The organism is Mesorhizobium sp. WSM4846, assembly GCF_055811415.1.
In genome coordinates this window covers 209,967-229,480 of sequence record NZ_JBVVPZ010000004.1, presented here as the reverse complement: position 1 = coordinate 229,480, position 19,514 = coordinate 209,967, and the positions used below count along the sequence as shown (strand labels likewise).

The following is a 19,514-nucleotide window of genomic DNA, read 5'->3' as shown; positions in this document are numbered from 1 at the left end:
GAAGGCGAGGCAGCACATCGGAAACGGAGAGAGCTGAGATGGCCCGCCCCAGCCATCAGCCCGATGCTTTTCATCGCCGGCAGGTAGAGGCGCTGGCAGGCTATGGTGTTCCGGAGGCCGAGATTGCCGGCATGGTCGGTGTCGATCCAAAGACGCTGCGCAAGCACTATAAACACGAACTGGCCTTTGGCCACACCAAGGCCAATGCCAAGGTGGCGGAGAACCTCTTCCGCAAGGCAACGGGCGAAGGTCGTGAAGCGGTCATCGCCGCGATCTTCTGGCTCAAGGCACGCGGCCGCTGGAAGGAGACCTCGGTCAACGAGCACTCAGGCCTGGACGGCAAGCCGATCGAGCAGGTGCATGAGATCCGCCGCATCATCCTTCGCGCTCCGGATCCTGCAAGCTTGGGCAAGTCTCCTGACGGCACGCCGCCAGCGAACAATCTCGTCACCTTCTGGGACGCGGACCGGACCAAATGAACCCCGATATCGAAGCTCCTCTGGAAAACCGGCCACTGAACTCCCGGGTGGAGGCGCTGGCCGGCTTCGGGCTTAGCACGGCCGACATCGCCTGCGTCTCGCCACAGACGAGCAGGACCTCAAGGCGACCTACGCCCATGAACTCGAGAGCGGCGCTATCAAGGCCAACGCACGGTTGCTGAAAGCCTTTACCGCAGAGCGACCGGTGAAGGTCGGGAGGCCGTCACCGCAGCAATTTTCTGGCTGAAGACCAGGGCGCGCTGGAAGGAGACCTCCATCCATGAGCTAGAAGGAAAACTGGACACATCAGGGACCTTCGTTACCACCTATGAAGACAGCAAGCTTCTGTAGGGCGGCATCGCCGACAGTACCGATCTGTCATTCCGACTGTCGTTTTGATTTCGAGTTCGACCCAAGCCCGAAATCAAAATCAACCGAAATCACGACACTAGCGCTGGTCCAGCTTCTTCGCAGCCTCCAGCTGCTTCGATTCGATTTCGTCCAGCACTGCTTCTGGCGCAATGTCCCTCTTAATCTCGCCGACTTCTATATCGCTTAAGGCTGGTTTTGCATTCAACCGATCCGCTATCGAATCGACAAGTTCAGTAAGTTTTGTGAGTTCGTGCTCCGTCAGCAGGCTCACCTGAAGGTCCAGATCCGCCCGTTTGTCTGCGGCAGCTGACATCCGGTTTTGGCTGATCAGTACAAAGGTCGAGAGGAATATGGCCTCGACGGAAGCTACCATAGCCAATATCACGAATGTCGGATCAAATGGCGGAGTGATCGGTATCCAGCCCAAGTTCGAGACGATCCAGCCGCCATACACGGCCAAGTGAAGGTACACGAAACGCATACTGCCCGTAAAAGAGGTAATCGCCTCAGCGATTTTCTCTTCCAAAGTTGCCTCGCTTGCTTCCTTCGCCCGGCGCTCCTCAATCGCTTGGATATTGCGTTTCAGTGCTTGGCTGAGTTCATGCGGAGGTGGCGGAGGCAACGTTGGAGAATCCATGGAACACCCGTTGGATAGCTATCGGTCCTGCCACTCTGGGCAACGTACAAAATCACGGTTATTCGACTTTGTTCCCGACTAGAGCCGCTTCACCTCGCGGATCTTAGGGCGAACAGCCCCGCTCCGCAGATCAAAACTGCGCCGAGAACGGTGGTGATCTTCGGCACCTCGTCGAAAAACAGCAGCCCCCAAAGTGGAACCCAGACGATGGCCGTGTACTCGAAGACGGCAACGTTGCCTGCTGGGGCAAGGCGATAAGCCTGGGAAAGCAATGTCATTCCGGCAGATGCGATCACACCGCAGCCGGCCATCAGCAAAGTATCCTGGAGCGTAGGCCAGACCCATGGGCGCGTGAGGAAGGCAAGACTTGGATGATTGGCGTCTTCAAGGCCGCCCAAGCTCACAAGCGCCGCCAGCGCCGGCGCGCCGGTGAGGAAGGCCAGGTTCTGATAGAAGGTGATAACCGCGGCGACCTCGCTGTCGCCAAGCTTCCTCGCCAAGACCTGGGCCGACGAGTACAGAGCAGCAGCCAGGAGGGTCAACGCAGCTGCCCATTCGAATATAGCAAGACCCGGTTGCAGCGTTATGATGACGCCGAGCAGACCAACAATGAGCGCGATCAGGGTTGCGGTGTGAGGCCGCTCTCCGAGGAAGAGAATCCCGAGACCTGCAATGATGAGCGGGGCGACGAAAAAGAGTGCGACAGCATCGGCCAGAGGAAGCGCTGCGATCGAGAGATAATAGAAGAGGTATGCTCCAAGCGAGATTACCGCTCGGATGGCGAGCAGCCCGGCTCGCTTTGAGAAAATAGACCGTATTCTGGCGGTCGCGCCGACCAGCACCAGCAGAATGGGCAATGCGACGATTGATCGAACAGTCATCGCTTGCGTAACGGGATAGGTGTCCGAGAGGCCCTTCAGGATCACGTCCTGCAGTGAGAAGACGAGAACGCCCAGGCAGAGAAAGCCAGTGGCTGCTAGGGACTTGTTCTGCATGGGTACGTCCTAGTGAAGGGGCGCAGCTAGCTTGGCTAGGGCCGAGCTCGATAGGGCCTGCACAGCCGCACCTGTAATCCACACTGACGTGAACGTTTGTCGCGAGATTGCGTTCTGGCCGCAGACTTAGGACGTGCTCATACGAATTGGAAGTAGCTGCATCCGCGGCGGCTGCGCCTCTGTGGCGGGCGCGATAAGGAAGCAACGTGCTGACAAAGGATGGTTATCTGCACTGGAGGAGAAAACTCGGCGCCCTCATGAAGTGCCTTCCAACAAGTCTGCGTCATATAGGCGGCGCTCCAGCTCAACCGCGTTGCTGCTGAAGCCTAATTCCTGGAAAGAACTTGCTGAACCGTGTGTTGTGAGCACACTGCAAACGGTGGTTTGCAATTTGAACACCCCGGAAAAGCAGCATGACGAGCGCGGTCGCCTACTATCGAGTCTCCACACAGCGGCAAGGACACTCGGGCTTGGGCATCGAGGCCCACCGTGCCGCGGTCGCCCGCTTTGCCGAGGCCGAGGGGATGATCGTCCTCCAGGAGTTCACCGAGATCGAAACCGGAAAGGGCGCGGATGCTCTTGATCGACGGGAGCAATTAAACGCCGCCCTCGCCCTTGCCCGCCAGGCCAAGTGCCCGGTCGTCGTGGCCAAGCTCGATCGCCTGTCTCGTGATGTCGCCTTCATTGCCGGACTAATGGTCCAGCGCGTTCCGTTCATCGTCGCCGAGCTCGGTGCCGATGCCGATCCGTTCATGTTGCACCTTTACGCCGCTTTGGCCGAGAAGGAGCGGCGTATGATCTCGGAGCGCACCAAAGCCGCCCTCGCCTCTCGCAAGACCACTGGAATGAAGCTCGGCAATCCGACCAACACAGCCGAAGCTGCGGCGAAAGGTCGGAAGATCTCGATCCGGGAGGCTGACAGATTTGCCCAGACCGTGCTGCCGATCATCGCCTCCATCCAGCAGTCCGGCATCACCAGCCTGCGTGGCCTGGCAATCGCTCTGAACAATCGAGGCGTTCGAACAGCCCGCAACGGCCAATGGCAGGTCTCGAATGTGCGAAACGTTCTCGCGCGGCAATCCCCTAGTCTTTTATAAGCTATAAGCGGGAAATAGACACCTTGCCGATATCTCCGCAGGCGCTGGTGGGCTGCTTGACGGGTCAAAATATGCCCGCGCCTCAAGTGCCCGCCTGCAACCCCTGCGCCATATGCGATGCAGTCATTTCGCGAAAAAATGAACGGCGTTCCTGCCTGCTCTATTGCGGGTGCACTTCGCCGTTGTTGACCTGTGAAAGTGCAGCCACCGGCGTCCAGGCAGCCTTGTGTTCTCAAGCTACATTCTTCTCATATTGGGAGCGCTCAGAGACCGGCGGCTCGTTGTTTCCGCTCGAAAGTTCTCATGGCCCGATGGATGTTCCGGAGAGCTTGGCTGGAATCGTGCCAGCCTTCGAATTCGATTTGTTTGTCGGTGCCGGACACCGACGCGAGGAAAAACTGCTCGATCTCGGATCGCAGACGATCCGGAACATTCTCACCAAGGAGAGACTCGCTATGGGCGTCTTGCTTGTGCGGGCAAAATACAAAGCGATCGTTTCTCACGGTCTCGCCGTTCTCCGTTTGCATGACACAAAGGGCCGCCAGCAGATCGCACTTGATGACAACACCGGGAGCGCTGGTGGCCTCATGGATGACCAGGCCGTCGAGGGCGTCGCCATCGTCGCCCAGTGTAGAAGGCAGAAAGCCCCAGTCGTACGGGTAGGCCAGGCCCGCTGGAAGCGGCCGCGTATATTCGAAAAGCTTCTTCTTGGGCTTGTAAGTCAACTTTGCTTCGGCGCCACGCGGTGTTTCCACGACCACCCTGATCCGACCCTTCGATGTAGTCGTAGGCAGTGTCAGATAATTCGCCACGTTTGGTCCTCGCCACGCCATGCCAATGGCTCTAGGTTTCTCTAAGCAGCGGATGGCCGATTTGTTCCCAACGTGCCTACCCGGGTCTTCACGAAAACCGGTGCGGATTGGACGCGCAAATACACTTGGCTCATGCGAAGCCGCCAGAGAGCTTGAGATCGAGAATGCGATCCTTGGCGGCCAGGCTTCAGAAACACGCCGGTCCACCGCCCAAAGAGTTGAAGAAAGGGCCGGCGATGCAATGAGTACAGCCAGAGGTGGTGAAGCTGCGCATCAGGCATCTCTGCGGCGAGCATGGCCATATCCGACATCGTTCTATGCCGGGTATCAGCGAACATGAAACGGCTTATTATTCGTCCCAGCCGGCGGACACGGCCCATACCCCCGCCGGTTAGGCTCGGCGGTCGGTTGCCTACTCCCGCAGCGGCTGTCGGGCGACCATCTCAGCGAGGATGCAGTGGAAGCGCCAGAGACGATCCAAAACGCCTGGGCCGGCCTTAAGCTGGTTCGCATGGCTATTGAACAGACCTGCCCGGCTGGCGTGTTGCCGAGCGAGGAAGCTGTCCTGCTGCTCTATGGTCCTGAGCCGGTCCATAAGGGCGAAGCGCTGGCCAAAGCGATAATTGAAACGGTGGAAAAAGCTGACCCGTTGCCCACCGCATTGATCCGCTACCGACCGGCTAGGGCAGCTCGATGATTTTCAGAAATGGGCCAAGAAGGCCGTCCGGACAGTCAGGGATCTGAACGCGAAGCGGCCGCCGCACAGCGATCTCTTCTGGAAGGACGAAGCAAGGGATCGCCTCACAAGGACGGGTTGACTCAGACCACGATTATCGAACGCCTGGAAGCGTTCGGGGCGCCGGACTTTTCAACAATATCGGCCGAGATAGGACACTCCACTGTAGGGAGCGGCTGTGCAAAGCGCACAATCTACAGACGGCGGCAAGCGACACAGCGACGCATTCCCGACGGGATTGTCAGACTTGCCGCCTGGTTTCACTCTGCGGCCGGGCCGGTTCGTGGATCCAGCCGCAGCGATTCAGGCGTCCCAGCCTGCTCGACCGGCAGTGTCCTGAACGCCTCCTTGGCAGCCTGCGATACCGGAGCGCGGCTCCTGATGCTGACCAGCGCGTATACGGCGAGCAGAGTGTGCGCGAGAGCGGTAGCGAGGAACAAGCTCTCGGGCCGCATCTCGGCCATCAGCACGGCCCCCAGAACCGGCCCGACCATCGTGCCGAAGCCATAGAACAGCAGCAGACCGCTCGACACCTTGACGAACTCCTCTGGACGGGCGCGGTCGTTGGCATGCGCCACTGCGACCGAATAGAGGGTGTAGGCCAGGGCACCGTAGGCCGCGGTGGTAATTATGACCAATGCGGCCGACCGCGGCTGGAGGACGAAGACGAGGAGCGCGAAGACGGCCGCTCCGACCGCCGCACCGGCCAGCACATTGCGGCGGTCGGTGATATCGGACAGCCGGCCCACCGGAAACTGGAGAGCGGCACCGGCGAGAACAACTGCGCTTGCCATCACTGCAATACCTGTGTTGCTGATACCGATGCGGGCACCATAGACGGCTCCGAGCGTTCCCCAGGCTCCGTTGGCAACGCCGGTCAGGAAACAGCCGATCAGGGCGAGCGGTGAAGTGGCATAGATACCTTTCAGATCGAGGGCGACATCCTCTAGCGGTTTTGGCGTCGCTGCCGATGACACTGCCGTCGGGATTAAGGCGAGGCAGAAGAAGATCCCGGCGACCATGAACAGCGACGCGTTCCTCACGTCTCCCAAGACGACGATCATCTGGCCGGCCACGAGCGAGGCATATGAGACAATCATGTAAAGGCCGAAGACGGTGCCCCGGCTCTCATTGGTCGCCTTCTCGTTTAACCAGCTCTCGACGATCATGTAAGCGCCGGCCATCACGAAGCCAGTGAAGGCGCGCAGAACAATCCATACGTACTGGTCAACCATCAGGCCGGTGAGCAGCGCGATGATTGCGCCAGAAGCCGCAAAGGTGCCGAATGCGCGGACGTGCCCGATCTGGCGAACAAGCCGAGGTGCGAAGATGCAGCCGGCGACGAAACCGCCCGCCCAGGCGGTTCCGAGTAACCCAAGGGACGCAGTCGAGAACCCCTCCGCCTGCCCGCGCAGCGGCAAGAGCAAGCTATGCAACCCTGTTGCTGCAAGCAGGAAACCCGTGCCGCGAAGAAGCGACAGGATGGGGCGGTAGCCGAGAGGTAAGAGGTAACCTAGCATCTTCCGAAGGGCACAACAGCTTTGGTGCCCCCACTAAATTGGCCGCGCCCGCCTAATGTCAACGCATAAGGCCTACATCGGTCCGCTTTCCCCCTTGAGCGGTCACTGCCGCCTCGCGATAAGAAGGTCCACTTGGGGTCAATTTACGTAGAACGCTTGTGATGGCTTCTCATCCCGATCGCTCGGGAGTGCGTCTGATGGAGGAAACCGGCTGGTGCGCCCTGCTACGCCCCGCCGGTGACCGGAAGTTTTCATAAACAACCACTTAGAAGTTGCTTCTCATTCTCCTGTGAGCACACCCCAGGGATTAGCAACATGCCGCGCGCGGTCGCCTACTATCAAGTCTCCACTCAGAGGCAAGGACGTTCAGGCTTGGGCATCGAGGCCCAACGTGCCGCGGTCGCCCGCTTTGCCGAGGCGGAGGGAATGATCATCCTCCAGGAGTTCACCGAGATCGAAACCGGAAAGGGCGCGGATGCTTTTGATCGACGTCCGCAACTGACAGCTGCCCTCGCCCTTGCCCGGCAGTTCAAATGCCCGGTCGTTGTGGCGAAGCTCGACCGCCTGTCGCGAGATGTCGCCTTCATAGCCGGCCTGCGCGTTCCTTTCATTGTGGCCGAACTCGGTGCCGATGCCGATCCGTTCATGTTGCACCTCTATGCCGCGCTCGCCGAGAAAGAGCGGCGAATGATCTCGGAACGAACCAAGGCCGCCCTCGCCTCGCGCAAGACCACTGGCATGAAACTCGGCAACCCGACCAGCACCGCTGAGGCCGCGGCGAAAGGCCGGAAGATGTCGATCGAAGAAGCCGACCGGTTTGCCCAGACCGTGCTACAATCCCCTAATTGGGTTCTGTATTCAGCAATTGCGTGAGCGACAACTAACGCAGCACAAGACTGGTTCGGCTCTCTGCTCGTAAGCTGATTGAGATAGATGTTCAGCGAACAAGGTTTCCTCCGCACCTCGATTTTTGCAACGGTTGCCGTCGCGGCCTTTGGAATTGTCTTCGGCCTGTTGTCGGGCTCGTTCTCGATCGCTTTTGACGGCGCCTATTCTCTTGGCGATGCGGGGATGACAATCCTGGCTCTTTGGGTATCCAGCCTCATTGTAAGATCGGCGAAGACCGATGCATTGTCGGGCAGGCTGCGCAATCGCTTCACGATGGGATTCTGGCATCTGGAGCCTATCGTGCTTGGCCTCAATGGCACCCTCCTTATTGCCGTTGCAAGCTACGCCCTTATCAACGGGGTAATCACCATTTTACACGGGGGCAACGAACTGCGCTTTGGCATCGCGATTGTCTATGCCGTTATCACCCTCGCGGTCTGTCTGGCAATGGCGTTAATAGGCACGCGGGTAAATAGGAGTCTGCAGTCGGATTTTATCGCATTGGATGTCAAGGCATGGATAATGTCCGCCGGCATAACGTCGGCCCTCTTGATCGCTTTCCTAATCGGTCAGGCGGTAGGCGGAACACCACTTGCCTGGATTTCGCCATACGTCGATCCTGTCGTTCTGGCGTTGGTTTGCGTAGTGATTATCCCGTTGCCCATCGGCGCCGTGCGCCAAGCTCTGTCCGAGATCTTGCTCATAACACCTGTCGATCTCAAAGCTCACGTTGACCGAATTGCCACCGAGACAGTACAGCGGGAAGGATTTCTGTCCCATAGAGCTTACGCCGCAAAAGTTGGACGGGCCACGCAAATAGAACTCTACTTTATCGTGCCGGCGAACCTACCTCCAAAGAGCGTCGAGGAGTGGGATCGCATCCGCGACCAGATAGGTACAGCAATTGGCGATGAAGGACACAATCGCTGGTTAACAATAGCCTTTACTGCGGACGTCGGCTGGGCCGAATAGCGATACCGTCATGAGGTATCCGTTCTCAATCCGCTAGCGCAATTTACGCAGACCCGCATCGCGCGACCGAGGTCGACCTTGCGGGAGACGCGTTCCAAGAAGAGTGTCTGATGACGAGGAGGTCACGCCGGCGAGGAGAAGATCAAAATGCTATCCTCATGGTGTCGCCTTGCGTTCCAGATGGATAATGACGCAGCCGCATCGTAAAATCCGTCCCATGGCACAGTGATGACGCACATCGCGGGCCACGACTTGTCCTTCGGGGTAGACAATGGGCGCTGGGCATCTGGGTGCATCGATGCGAGTGCTCGACCTATCGAGCGGATTTCCGAAGTGCTTTTCGGCCTTATAATGGCGCTTACCTTTACCGGCTCGATGAGCGTTGCAGGGGTGGGCCGACTGGAAGTGCGTACAATGCTGGTCGGCGCGATCGGCTGCAATCTGGCTTGGGCTCTCATCGATGCAATCATGTATCTCATGGGGTGTCTTGCCGATCGGGCAGCAGACCAGCGCACCATTGCCAAGGTGCACCAGGCTGCCACACCCGAAGAGGCACGGGCGGCAATAGCTGACAGGCTGCCTTTGCTGGTGGCGTCGGTATTGACGCCTGCCGATCTCGGCAGGGTGCATTCCACGCTGTCGAAGGTCACGAAGGCGAAAACGCGGGCAGGACTCAAGAGAGAGGACTGACTAGGCGCCGCGGCTGTTTTTGTTCTGGTGTTCGGCTCTACGATGCCCATCATTGTTCCGTTCTTGCTTGTGCAGGATGCCCGAACTGCGCTTCGGATCTCAAACTCAATCGCCATTGCGATAATGCTGATCGCTGGTTACGCGTTCGGACACCTGGTAGAATACCGGCCGTGGTGGACGGCCGGTTCCATGGTTTTGCTCGGTTGCCTGTTGGTTGCGCTGACCATCGCGTTAGGCGGTTGAGGGACCGCGGCTGGTCGGCTGCACACGTGCTGTTCTGTCGGACAGATCGCAGCGGGCGAACCCGACGCTCCAACCTGCGGCATCAACACCGTGCCATGGCCTGTTTCCTCGATTGCCGTAACTTTCGCCTCGTTCCTTGTCAGGTCCACCAATTCGTGCCAATCTTAGCGGCATGAGGGCGTAGATACCGGGCGACCCGCGCCCAAAGCTGCCTACATAGCGTTGAGGTCGTCAGCGCAGCGAACGCCTACGTTCTCTGGTTAACTTCAAATCTATAGCACCAAGACGCCAACGTCGTTAACATAGTTTATAGCCAACCGCCTGCTAGACCTCTATCAGGCTTGCAGATACGCATGGTTGCTGCTGTCGGCGTGTAGTCCACAACGATTGTGCCGATGAGGGTCAGATTCAGGATGCATGTACCCTTCACATCACTCTATTTCTGCGATAAGCTCGAAAATTAGCTCGAATCTCACCGAAAACTTGGGCCCAAGGGTGGGTTAAGCCATGCGTGAAGTTCAAGCATTCCCAATTGCGATCATCGACGAAGACTACGAGGGCAAGAGCGCTGCCGGTCGCGGGATGCAGCAACTGGCTGCCGCGATCGAGAAAGAGGGCTTCCGCGTAGTCGCGGGCCTCACCTACAAGGACGCCCGGCGGCTTGCCCAAATCTTCAACAATGAGTCCTGCTGGCTGATCTCTGTCGACGGCTCGGAGGATGCCGAGACCCGATGGCAGGTGCTAGAAGAGGTCTTGGCGGCCAAGCGCAGTCGTAACGATCGACTGCCGATATTCCTCTTCGGCGACGAACTCACCGCCGAGATGGTTCCGACCAGGGTCCTGAAGCACGCCAATGCCTTCATGCGGCTGTTCGAGGACTCGCCTGAGTTCATTGCGCGGGTCATCGTGCGCGCGGCGCAGCTCTACCTCGAGCGCCTTCCACCGCCGATGTTCAAGGCGCTCATGGAATACACTTTGCAGGCCAGCTACTCCTGGCACACGCCCGGTCACGGCGGTGGTGTGGCTTTCCGCAAGAGTCCGGTCGGTCTGCTCTTCTACGAGTTCTTCGGCGAAAACACCTTGCGGTCCGATATCTCCGTATCGGTCGGCAAGCTTGGATCGCTCCTGGACCACACCGGTCCCATCGCGGAAGGCGAGCGTAACGCTGCGCGAATCTTCGGAGCGGACGAGACATTGTTCGTCGTGGGCGGTACATCCACGGCCAACAAAATCGTCTGGCACGGAACCGTTAGCCGTGGCGATCTGGTTTTGTGCGACCGTAACTGTCACAAGTCGATACTGCACTCATTGATCATGACGGGTGCAACGCCGATCTATCTTGTGCCGTCCCGTAACGGCTTGGGCATCATTGGTCCGATATCCAGGGACCAGTTCACGCCACAGTCGATCAAGAAGAAGATCGCGGCGAGTGAGTTTGCCAAGGAGACCGACGGCAAGGTCCGCCTGATGGTGATGACCAACTCAACCTATGACGGTCTTTGCTACAATATCGATGCGGTAAAGCAGACCATCGGCAATTCTGTCGAGATACTTCATTTCGACGAGGCTTGGTACGCTTACGCCAATTTCCACGAATTCTACGATGGCTATCACGGCATCTCATCGGCCAGTCCTGCGCGTTCGGCTAACGCGATCACCTTCGCAACCCACTCGACACACAAGCTGCTGGCTGCCTGGTCGCAGGCGTCCATGATCCACGTACAGCATGCCGAGAAGAAGCGGCTGGACATGGCCCGCTTCAACGACGCGTTCATGATGCACACCTCGACCTCGCCGCAATACGGCATCATTGCTTCCTGCGATGTCGCCGCGGCGATGATGGAACAACCTGCAGGCCGGGCTCTCGTGCAGGAAACCATTGAGGAGGCGCTCAGCTTCCGCCGCGCAATGGCGGCCGTCAGAAAGCAGGTCCACGGTTCATGGTGGTTCGACGTCTGGCAGCCTGATGCCATCGCTGAGCTGCCTGCCGGGACAAGGTTCGAGTGGGTCCTGAAACCAGGTGATCCTTGGCACGGCTTCGAGGGTCTGGCTGACAATCATGTACTCGTGGACCCGATCAAGGTCACCATCCTCAGCCCGGGCCTGTCGGCGAATGGCTACATGCAGGAACATGGCATCCCTGCTGCCGTGGTCGTCAAGTTCTTGTCGGCGCGACGCATCGAGATCGAAAAGACAGGACTCTATTCTTTCCTGGTGCTGTTCTCGATGGGAATCACCAAGGGCAAGTGGAGCACGCTGGTGACGGAGCTGCTTAATTTCAAGGAACTATACGATGCCAATGCGCCTCTGAAGGGTGTGCTACCGGCGCTCGTCGACGCGCATCCGGGGGCTTATGGAAAAATGGGCCTCAAGGACCTGTGCGATCAGGTTCACAAGATCTATCGCGAAGACAATCTACCCAAGGCGCAGCGCGAGATGTACACGACGTTGCCCGAGATGGCGATGCGGCCCTGCGATGCCTATGAAAGCCTCGTGCGCGGCCGTGTGGAAAGCGTTGAGATCGACGCGCTGATGGGACGAACGCTTGGCGTAATGGTGGTGCCGTACCCGCCAGGCATACCTTTGATCATGCCTGGTGAACGTATCACCGAGGCAACCAAGTCGATCTACGACTATCTGCTCTACGCTCGGGACTTCGACAAGAAGTTTCCAGGCTTTGAAACCGACATTCACGGGCTGCGCTTCGAGCCTACTACGGAGGGAAGACGCTACCTGATTGACTGCATTGCGAAAGGGGTAGCCAAATGATCCCTCGTGACGTCAGATCCCCGACTGCCGCGATCCCATTCCACAAACTACTCAAGATCGTCGCGATCGTTGACGACAGCAATCCCCTGACGAAGAATTTGCTCGAGCAGATCGCAGCCGATGGCTTCGAGATCGAGATCGCTGACAATCCCAACCGCGACGTTTCCGAGGATGCCTCCGTCGGGGCCTACATTGCATCCATCGACGGCGATCGACTCGAAGCTGCGCGCAGCCTGGCGAGGGCGGTGAGGGCAATTGGGTTCCGTACGCCGCTGTGGGCGCTGGCCGATGCGCACCAGCTCGCTGACATGGCGGTACTCATCCAGACGGGCGAGGTTGACGGCTATATCTACCTCGGTCAGCAGACCCCGGCCTTCTACGCCAAGCAGGTGGTCGCCAGCCTGCTGATGTACGGAAAGACGCTGTTGCCCCCATTCTTCGGGGGGTTGATGGCTTATGACGGCGAGGCCAACATAGCCTTCGACTGCCCGGGACATCAGGGCGGTCAGTTCTACCAGAAGTCCCCGACCGGCCAGCTGTTCTTCAAGCATTTCGGCGAGAACATCTTTCGCAACGACTTGTGCAACGCCGATGTTGATCTCGGAGATCTCCTCATTCACGAGGGCCCGGCCGTAGAAGCACAGCGCTACGCCGCACGGGTATTCGGCGCCGACAAAACCTACTTCGTCCTCAATGGCACGAGCACCTCCAACAAGATCGTGGCAAACGCCGCTCTCAAGCACGACGATCTGGTTTTGTTCGATCGCAACAATCACAAATCGCTACACCAGGGCGCACTGGTCCAGGCCGGCGCGATCCCCATCTTCCTGCCGACCGCCCGCAATTCCTTCGGCATGATCGGCGCCGTCGACTGGAATGCTTGGGACGAAGACTATCTCCGCGAGCAAATCCGCACCAATCCTCTCGTAAAGGATCCTGACCGGCACAGGGCGGAACGCCCCTTCCGGCTCGCGTGCATTCAACTCGCAACCTACGATGGCACCGTCTACAATGTCCGCAAGGTCATGGAGAAAATCGGTCATCTCTGCGACTACATCCTCTGGGACGAAGCGTGGATCGGCTACAATGCCTTCCACCCCCTTTTCGAAGACCATAGCCCCATGCGCCTGGAGGACCTTGGGCCGCAGATGGCGGGTCTTTTCTCCACGCAATCCGTTCACAAGCAGGGCGCGGGCTTCTCGCAGGCATCGCAAATCCACAAGCGCGACCAGCATATCAGCGGCCAGCGCCGGTTCATCGAGCACAAGCGGTTCAACGAATCCTTCCTGATGAACGTGTCGACGTCGCCGTTCTATCCGCTGTTCGCCTCGCTGGAGGTAAACGCGAAGGTGCACGAAGGCAAGGCCGGCGAGATGCTTTGGGATCGTTGCATCGCGCTCGGGATCGACTGCCGCAAAAAGCTGCGCGAATTCTGCCGATTCTACGAGGATAACGGCGAGGGCGACGAAGAGAAATGGTTCTTCGACCCGTTCGTACCCGACAAGGTGACGATCCGCGGCTCCGCCATAACCCCGGACGTTGAGGCTGCTCCATGGGAGAGCCTTCCCACGGACGTGCTTAAGCGCGAGCAGCAATGCTGGAATTTCCATCCGGAGGCCACGTGGCACGGCTACTCAGGCTATGTGGACGGCTATGCGATGGTCGATCCCAACAAGCTGGCGCTGGTGACGCCTGGGATTGATCGGAGGACCGGCGACTATTTGAACTTCGGCGTGCCCGCGACGGTTGTGGCCAACTATCTGCGTGAACAGCGCGTCGTGCCGGAAAAGTGCGATCTCAACAGCATACTCTTTCTCATGACACCGGCGGAGGACGAGAGCAAGCTCAACACGCTGATTGCGAAATTGGTCAAGTTCAAGAACCTATGGGATCGCGATGCGCCGTTGCCGGAGGTCCTGCCGACCGTGTGCGCGGCGAACAGCCAACGCTATGCCGGCTATACGATCCGCAAGATCTGCAATGAGATGCACGACTTCTATCGTGCGGCCAACGTCAAGGGACTTCAACTGCAATGCTTCAGGGCGTCCAGCTTCCCTGAACTCGCGATGCCTTCCAAGAAGGCTTACGAGGCGCTCGTCGCGAACGATGTCGACTATATACCTCTGGCCAACATCAAAGACCGGATATCGGCCACGCTTGCGCTGATTTACCCGCCTGGCATCGGCGTCGTCGTGCCCGGCGAACGCTGGGACGAGAGAGCCCGTCCGATGCTCGACTACTTCCTTGCTTTCGAAGAATCGTTCAATCGGTTTCCTGGATTCAACTACGAGGTTCAGGGCGTTTTCCAGGAAAAGATCGACGGCCGTATTAAGTTTCACACTTACGTGGTCCGTGAATAACGGCCAGGGCGAGGAACTGGGGAGGACTGGCTATGCCTGAACAGCCGAAACGAATGAACTTGGTCCAGCTGACCTTCATCGTCGCTGTGAATATGATGGGGTCCGGCATCATTATGCTGCCGACGAACATGGCAAAGGTTGGTGCGATATCGCTGCTGTCCTGGATTGTGACAGCAGTGGGATCGATGGCGATCGCGTACGGGTTCGCGCAGGCGGGCCTGTTTAATCAGCGTCCTGGCGGCATGTCGGCCTATGCCGAAGATGCTTACGGGAAGCCAGGCTACTTTTTGGTGTTCCTGCTCTACTTCCTTTCGCTGGCCATTGGAAACGTGGCGATTGGCATCTCCGCCGTCGGCTACCTGGCCGGCTTCTTCCCGGTGCTTTCGTCGACCCCGATAGCAACCTGCATCGGACTTATCGCACTGCTTTGGTTGACTACCGTTGCGAACTTCGGCGGCCCGAGCGTCACAGGAAGGATTGGCGCGATTACGGTCTGGGGCGTGATCATTCCAGTTGCCGGAATATCGATCATAGGCTGGTTCTGGTTCAGCTCAGAGACCTTCGCGCAGGCATGGAATCCGAACGGGCTTTCGCTCGCGGAAGGCATGGGATCGAGCATTGCCCTGACGCTATGGGCCTTTCTGGGCATGGAATCGGCCGCGCAGAATTCGGCTGCGGTGGAGAACCCGAAGCGCGACGTCCCGCTGGCATGCCTGTTCGGGACCTTGGGCGCGGCGGTGATCTATATTCTATCCACGACCGTGATCCAGGGCATCGTGCCAAACGCCGACCTAGCCCAGTCAACCGGCCCGTTCGCGCTGGCATATGCGCGGATGTTCAATCCGTTTATCGGAAACATTGTCATGGCGCTCGCAATTCTTGCCTGCCTCGGCTCGCTGCTCGGCTGGCAGTTCACGATCGCCCAGACCGGAAAGTCGGCTGCCGACGAACGCATGTTCCCCGCATTCTTTTCCCGAGTAAACAGCATGGGTGCGCCGGTCACAGGAATGATCGTTCTCGGCGTCGTGCAATCGCTGCTGGCACTGATGACGATCTCGCCTACGCTGAGCGAGCAGTTCTCGGCTCTAGTGAATCTCGCGGTCGTGACGAACGTCATTCCTTACATCATCGCTCTGTCTGCGCTCATAATGATGATGAAGACCGCGAACATTGCCGGGACAAAGTACCGGGCAAATGTCGCTGTTGCTTTAGTGGCCATGCTTTACAGCACCTATGCTCTCTACGCATCAGGGCACGAGGCTGTCATGGGCGGCATGCTGGTGACGGCGCTTACCTTTATCATTTGGGGCTTTATCGCGCCTCGCTTCGCGACCAGGCAGCGCGAGGCGGTCGAACCAACCACGGCCCCTTGACTGCCGGGGAGCAAGGCCCTCGAGAGGAGACTAAACATGCAATGCGCCCAACAGTTTTCATTGCGGCATCATAGCCACCGGCAGACCTTGCTAGTCCTGGCAGTCGCGTTTGCGTTGGGGCTTTTGTATACGGTTCCATCCCCGGCCGCCACGCTGGACCGCATCCGCGAGGCGCACAAGCTCTTGCTCGGCTACCGGCCGGACGTGCGGCCGTTCTCGTTCGCGGAGCAATCGGGTGGTCCCGCCGGCTATTCGGTTTCGTTGTGCCAAAAGATTGCCGAAGAGATCAGAGCCGAGCTCAATCTTTCTGACCTGGAGATCGAATGGGTGCCTGTGACTGTCGGGGAGGGTTTCGATCCAGTCGTGCAGGGCAAGGTCGATCTGCTGTGCGGACCGGACGCGGTCACCCTTGAGAGACGAAAGACTGTCTCGTTCTCGATTCCGATCTATCCGTCCGGAGTAGCCGCGATGCTCAGGGCGGATGCTCCCCCGGCTCTGAGGGATGTGCTGGAGGGCCGCCCTCCGGCGGGACCGATCTGGCGCGCCTCGCCGGCTCATATTCTCGAGGAGCAGACCTTTTCCGTCGTGGCCGGCACGAGCGCGGAAACCTGGCTCTCAGAGCGCCTCAAACACTTTCAGATTCCCGCGGAGGTCGTTCCAGTCGAGAGCTTCGAAGCCGGCGTGCGTGGCCTTCTGGAAGGCGCCACGGATGTCTTCTTCGGGCCCCGGCCGATCCTGGTGGAGACCACAGCGGAAATTGAAGAGAAGGACAGCTTGATGATTTTGCAGAGGTTCTTCACCCATGAGCCCGTCGCGCTCACGCTGGCAAGGAACGATGACGATTTTCGGCTGTCTGTCGATCGTTCGCTCAGCCGGCACTTCAGGTCCAGTGAGTTCCAAGACACTTACGCGAAATGGTTCGGCGCGCCGGACGAGGCGGTCCTGACTTTCTTCCTTCAAAGCGCATTGCCGGATTGATGGCGCTCGGAGACATGATCTGGTGCAATAATAACACAAGGATACGCGAATGCGGTGATGCGGTATGGCTGCCGTGTTTACACCATCGTGCAGGGGCGTATTCTGGAATGGGGTGGCTAGAAAACACGATTACAGGGGAACGACATGGCCGCATTTGTTCGTAACATTTCCCGTACTGTCTATGCCACAATATTCTCACGATCAATGGTTGCAATTCCTTTCATACTGCTGTCAGCAAACACGCAGGCAGTTGAGCAGGAAATCGCGCCCACAGCTCCCCCTCCGCCGCCTCTCGCGGCCACTCCGGGGGTCCCCTTCGACGTTGCGTTTGGCATCGCCTTGACGACCGACTATGTTTCGCGCGGTATAACCAACTCCAACAGCGAACCTGCAATCCAAGGCTATGTCGAGCCTAGTATCGAACTACCGACGATAGGCACGGCATATGTGAATGTGTGGTCGTCGAACGTCGACTATGGCGAAGGTTTTGAAGGAGCAGAGATCGATGTCGCCGCGGGTATCAGGCCGGAATTCGGTCCGCTGTCGCTCGATCTTGGTTACGTTCACTACTTCTATACACCGGAGCATGTTAGCCCCGATTATGGGGAAATTTTCGCTAAGGCCGACTACAACGTCGAAGACATGTTCACTATTGGCGGCCGCGTATTTTTTGCTCCCGACTTCAACCAGAGTGGAAATACAGCTACCTGGGTTGCCGGCGGCGTGAGGGTACCTTTGCCGCATGACTTCTCGGCGTATGCTGGCATCGGCTACCAGTTCATCGATGATCCCGACGCATTCGAGCAACTCGCATGGATGGCCGGCATCTCGTACAGCTGGAAATCGCTGACCCTCGATGTTCGTTACTGGGGCACCGATCTTTCCGACGAGGGCTGCACGGCTCGCAGTGGCTTCTCCGATGGTTGCGATGACAGGGTGGTGGCGACCATTTCCTTCGATACGAGCTGGTCGGCGGTGAGGGACTGGTTATCTGACAAGTAGCCTGTCTGCTTTGACAGAGGCCTAGCAAGTCGCAGTTTTGGCGGGATCTGGGTAAGCGGAATCGACAACACGTCGAAACAGTCAACGCGGTTGGATGAGCGGAACTTCGAGGTTCCAGGCAGGCCCGAGCGAAGGGCGATCATCGTACTTCAAGGTCTTTGAACCGGCACTGTGACCACTGCTAGCAGGGATTGAGCGCTTCCTTGACAACGCAAGCACCGGACCCGACCAAAAGTGCACCTGCCGCAGGGCCTGCAGTTGCTGTGGCGGAGCACGGTCTCACGACCGGAAAAAGCCTTGGTATGGCGGCGTGTACGGCTATCGTGGTCGGCAACATGGTCGGGTCGGGCTTCTATCTGTCGCCCGCGGCCCTCGCTCCCTATGGCAATCTCGCCATTGTCATCTGGATCGTGATGGGTGCAGGAGCGATCTGCCTCGGCCTGACCTTCGCGAAACTGGCGCGATTGGCGCCCGCAACCGGCGGACCCTACGCTTACACCCGCTTGGCTTACGGTGACTTCCCTGGCTTTCTGGTTGCTTGGGGTTATTGGATATCGATCTGGGCGTCACTGCCAGTAATCGCCATTGCCTTTGCCGGTTCGGTCGTCGACCTGTTCCCGATTCTGCGGGGGAGGACGATGATCGTTGTCTTTACCCTCGGTGCGATCTGGGTTGTGGTCCTGATCAATCTGCGAGGTGTCAAAGCTGCCGGCCTCGTGTCTCAGCTAATGACTTACGCCAAGCTGGTGCCGTTCGGTGCAGTAGCTGTTATTGGTCTGCTCTACATAGACACGTCGCATTTCAGCGAGTTCAATCCGAGCGGCCAGCCGTTGCTGCAAGCCACTGCCGCGCTGGCGCCGCTGACCATGTTCGCCTTCCTTGGGCTTGAATCTGCGACCGTCCCCGCTGGCGACGTTCGCAATCCCGAGCGCACGATTCCTCGTTCGACGGTGCTGGGAATTGTGATCGCGGCGACCCTCTACGTGTTCGGAACGATTGTGGTGATGGGCGTGTTGCCGCGGCACGAACTCGTCCATTCGATCTCGCCGTTCTCCGATGCAGCCCGAGCGATGTGGGGGCCTGCAGGCGAGATTTCGATCTCCATCGCCGTGATCCTGTCATCTATCGGCGCCCTTAATGGCTGGACCTTGCTGATGGGGCAGGTGCCGATGGCGGCAGCGCGCGATGGGCTATTCCCACCCTTGTTCGGCAACCTTTCGCAGCAAAACGTGCCGGCGATCGGAATCGTGGTCTCGGCCGTGTTGGCGACGCTGCTCATTCTCGTTCAGGCCATAGGCGCGGAGGGCTTCTCGGCGTTCTACAATCTGGTCGTCGGCTTGAGCACGATGGCTGCAGTCATCCCTTACGCGTTCTGCGCACTAGCCGGCAGCCTGGTTTCAGCTCGCGTCAGCGGCGGCGTGCATGTTCCCCGTGTGACGATCGTCGAGATCGTAGCCTTCCTATTCGCCATCTTCACGCTCTACGGCTGCGGGGCAGAGCCCGTTCTTTACGGACTGGTGCTCTTGCTGTTGGGCATTCCTGTGTTTGTCTGGCAACGACGGCGCACAGGCGCGATTGCCATGTAGGAACA

Annotated in this window: 16 protein-coding genes; 12 read left to right on the top strand and 4 right to left on the bottom strand. The window is 58.7% G+C overall.

Annotated elements, in window-relative coordinates:
- Positions 1 to 38 precede the first annotated feature (38 nt).
- Positions 39 to 479: a hypothetical protein gene (locus AC0L15_RS06335; protein WP_287246244.1), complete on the top strand. Its 441-nt coding sequence runs from the start codon at positions 39 to 41 to the stop codon at positions 477 to 479.
- Between the two features lie 448 nt (positions 480 to 927).
- On the opposite strand, the gene AC0L15_RS06330 is transcribed toward AC0L15_RS06335, so the two are convergent.
- Positions 928 to 1,488 carry a DUF1003 domain-containing protein gene (locus AC0L15_RS06330; RefSeq protein WP_287246242.1) on the bottom strand — a complete coding sequence of 187 codons (561 nt, stop codon included), beginning with the start codon at positions 1,486 to 1,488 and terminating at the stop codon, positions 928 to 930.
- Between the two features lie 89 nt (positions 1,489 to 1,577).
- The gene (locus tag AC0L15_RS06325) at positions 1,578 to 2,483 is read right to left on the bottom strand and encodes a DMT family transporter (RefSeq protein ID WP_287065229.1); all 906 of its coding nucleotides are present in this window, start codon (positions 2,481 to 2,483) and stop codon (positions 1,578 to 1,580) included.
- Between the two features lie 413 nt (positions 2,484 to 2,896).
- Here AC0L15_RS06325 and AC0L15_RS06320 point away from each other — a divergent pair, with 413 nt between their 5' ends.
- Entirely contained in the window at positions 2,897 to 3,580 is a 684-nt protein-coding gene (locus AC0L15_RS06320; protein WP_473496022.1) for a recombinase family protein, read from the top strand.
- A 263-nt stretch (positions 3,581 to 3,843) separates the two neighbouring features.
- Here the strand turns inward: AC0L15_RS06320 and AC0L15_RS06315 are convergent, their stop codons facing one another.
- Positions 3,844 to 4,335: an inorganic diphosphatase gene (locus tag AC0L15_RS06315; RefSeq protein WP_287065231.1), complete on the bottom strand. Its 492-nt coding sequence runs from the start codon at positions 4,333 to 4,335 to the stop codon at positions 3,844 to 3,846.
- 568 nt (positions 4,336 to 4,903) lie between these two features.
- Between AC0L15_RS06315 and AC0L15_RS06310 the strand changes: the two genes are divergently transcribed.
- Positions 4,904 to 5,089, top strand: coding sequence for a hypothetical protein (locus AC0L15_RS06310; protein WP_287246236.1), 186 nt, complete (start codon positions 4,904 to 4,906; stop codon positions 5,087 to 5,089).
- Positions 5,090 to 5,388: 299 nt separating this feature from the next.
- On the opposite strand, the gene AC0L15_RS06305 is transcribed toward AC0L15_RS06310, so the two are convergent.
- Complete coding sequence (locus AC0L15_RS06305; protein WP_473496021.1) at positions 5,389 to 6,648, bottom strand: MFS transporter; 1,260 nt, start codon at positions 6,646 to 6,648, stop codon at positions 5,389 to 5,391.
- 315 nt (positions 6,649 to 6,963) lie between these two features.
- Here AC0L15_RS06305 and AC0L15_RS06300 point away from each other — a divergent pair, with 315 nt between their 5' ends.
- From AC0L15_RS06300 to AC0L15_RS06260, 9 genes are all read left to right on the top strand, one after another.
- Positions 6,964 to 7,521 (top strand): recombinase family protein, encoded by a 558-nt coding sequence (locus tag AC0L15_RS06300; protein WP_473496020.1) that lies wholly within the window; start codon positions 6,964 to 6,966, stop codon positions 7,519 to 7,521.
- Between the two features lie 60 nt (positions 7,522 to 7,581).
- Complete coding sequence (locus tag AC0L15_RS06295) at positions 7,582 to 8,508, top strand: cation diffusion facilitator family transporter (protein ID WP_473496019.1); 927 nt, start codon at positions 7,582 to 7,584, stop codon at positions 8,506 to 8,508.
- Positions 8,509 to 8,736: 228 nt separating this feature from the next.
- Positions 8,737 to 9,198, top strand: coding sequence for a hypothetical protein (locus AC0L15_RS06290; RefSeq protein ID WP_473496018.1), 462 nt, complete (start codon positions 8,737 to 8,739; stop codon positions 9,196 to 9,198).
- A gap of 750 nt (positions 9,199 to 9,948) precedes the next feature.
- On the top strand, positions 9,949 to 12,210 hold the full coding sequence (locus AC0L15_RS06285; protein ID WP_473496017.1) for an Orn/Lys/Arg family decarboxylase: 2,262 nt from the start codon (positions 9,949 to 9,951) through the stop codon (positions 12,208 to 12,210).
- Positions 12,207 to 14,570, top strand: coding sequence for an ornithine decarboxylase (speC, locus tag AC0L15_RS06280; protein WP_473496016.1), 2,364 nt, complete (start codon positions 12,207 to 12,209; stop codon positions 14,568 to 14,570). The genes AC0L15_RS06285 and speC overlap by 4 nt, the downstream gene beginning before the upstream one ends.
- Positions 14,571 to 14,602: 32 nt before the next feature.
- Complete coding sequence (potE, locus tag AC0L15_RS06275) at positions 14,603 to 15,943, top strand: putrescine-ornithine antiporter (protein WP_473496015.1); 1,341 nt, start codon at positions 14,603 to 14,605, stop codon at positions 15,941 to 15,943.
- 36 nt (positions 15,944 to 15,979) lie between these two features.
- On the top strand, positions 15,980 to 16,921 hold the full coding sequence (locus AC0L15_RS06270; protein WP_473496014.1) for an amino acid ABC transporter substrate-binding protein: 942 nt from the start codon (positions 15,980 to 15,982) through the stop codon (positions 16,919 to 16,921).
- A 144-nt stretch (positions 16,922 to 17,065) separates the two neighbouring features.
- Entirely contained in the window at positions 17,066 to 17,923 is an 858-nt protein-coding gene (locus tag AC0L15_RS06265) for a TorF family putative porin (protein ID WP_128245727.1), read from the top strand.
- A gap of 302 nt (positions 17,924 to 18,225) precedes the next feature.
- Positions 18,226 to 19,509 carry an amino acid permease gene (locus AC0L15_RS06260; RefSeq protein ID WP_473496028.1) on the top strand — a complete coding sequence of 428 codons (1,284 nt, stop codon included), beginning with the start codon at positions 18,226 to 18,228 and terminating at the stop codon, positions 19,507 to 19,509.
- Positions 19,510 to 19,514 lie beyond the last annotated feature (5 nt).

Coding starts and splice junctions, on each gene's coding strand:
- AC0L15_RS06335 (WP_287246244.1), top strand. CDS start 39: ATGGCCCGCCCCAGCCATCAGCCCGATGCTTTTCATCGCCGGCAGGTA.
- AC0L15_RS06330 (WP_287246242.1), bottom strand. CDS start 1,488: ATGGATTCTCCAACGTTGCCTCCGCCACCTCCGCATGAACTCAGCCAA.
- AC0L15_RS06325 (WP_287065229.1), bottom strand. CDS start 2,483: ATGCAGAACAAGTCCCTAGCAGCCACTGGCTTTCTCTGCCTGGGCGTT.
- AC0L15_RS06320 (WP_473496022.1), top strand. CDS start 2,897: ATGACGAGCGCGGTCGCCTACTATCGAGTCTCCACACAGCGGCAAGGA.
- AC0L15_RS06310 (WP_287246236.1), top strand. CDS start 4,904: ATGGCTATTGAACAGACCTGCCCGGCTGGCGTGTTGCCGAGCGAGGAA.
- AC0L15_RS06305 (WP_473496021.1), bottom strand. CDS start 6,648: ATGCTAGGTTACCTCTTACCTCTCGGCTACCGCCCCATCCTGTCGCTT.
- AC0L15_RS06300 (WP_473496020.1), top strand. CDS start 6,964: ATGCCGCGCGCGGTCGCCTACTATCAAGTCTCCACTCAGAGGCAAGGA.
- AC0L15_RS06295 (WP_473496019.1), top strand. CDS start 7,582: ATGTTCAGCGAACAAGGTTTCCTCCGCACCTCGATTTTTGCAACGGTT.
- AC0L15_RS06290 (WP_473496018.1), top strand. CDS start 8,737: ATGACGCACATCGCGGGCCACGACTTGTCCTTCGGGGTAGACAATGGG.
- AC0L15_RS06285 (WP_473496017.1), top strand. CDS start 9,949: ATGCGTGAAGTTCAAGCATTCCCAATTGCGATCATCGACGAAGACTAC.
- speC (WP_473496016.1), top strand. CDS start 12,207: ATGATCCCTCGTGACGTCAGATCCCCGACTGCCGCGATCCCATTCCAC.
- potE (WP_473496015.1), top strand. CDS start 14,603: ATGCCTGAACAGCCGAAACGAATGAACTTGGTCCAGCTGACCTTCATC.
- AC0L15_RS06270 (WP_473496014.1), top strand. CDS start 15,980: ATGCAATGCGCCCAACAGTTTTCATTGCGGCATCATAGCCACCGGCAG.
- AC0L15_RS06265 (WP_128245727.1), top strand. CDS start 17,066: ATGGCCGCATTTGTTCGTAACATTTCCCGTACTGTCTATGCCACAATA.
- AC0L15_RS06260 (WP_473496028.1), top strand. CDS start 18,226: ATGGCGGCGTGTACGGCTATCGTGGTCGGCAACATGGTCGGGTCGGGC.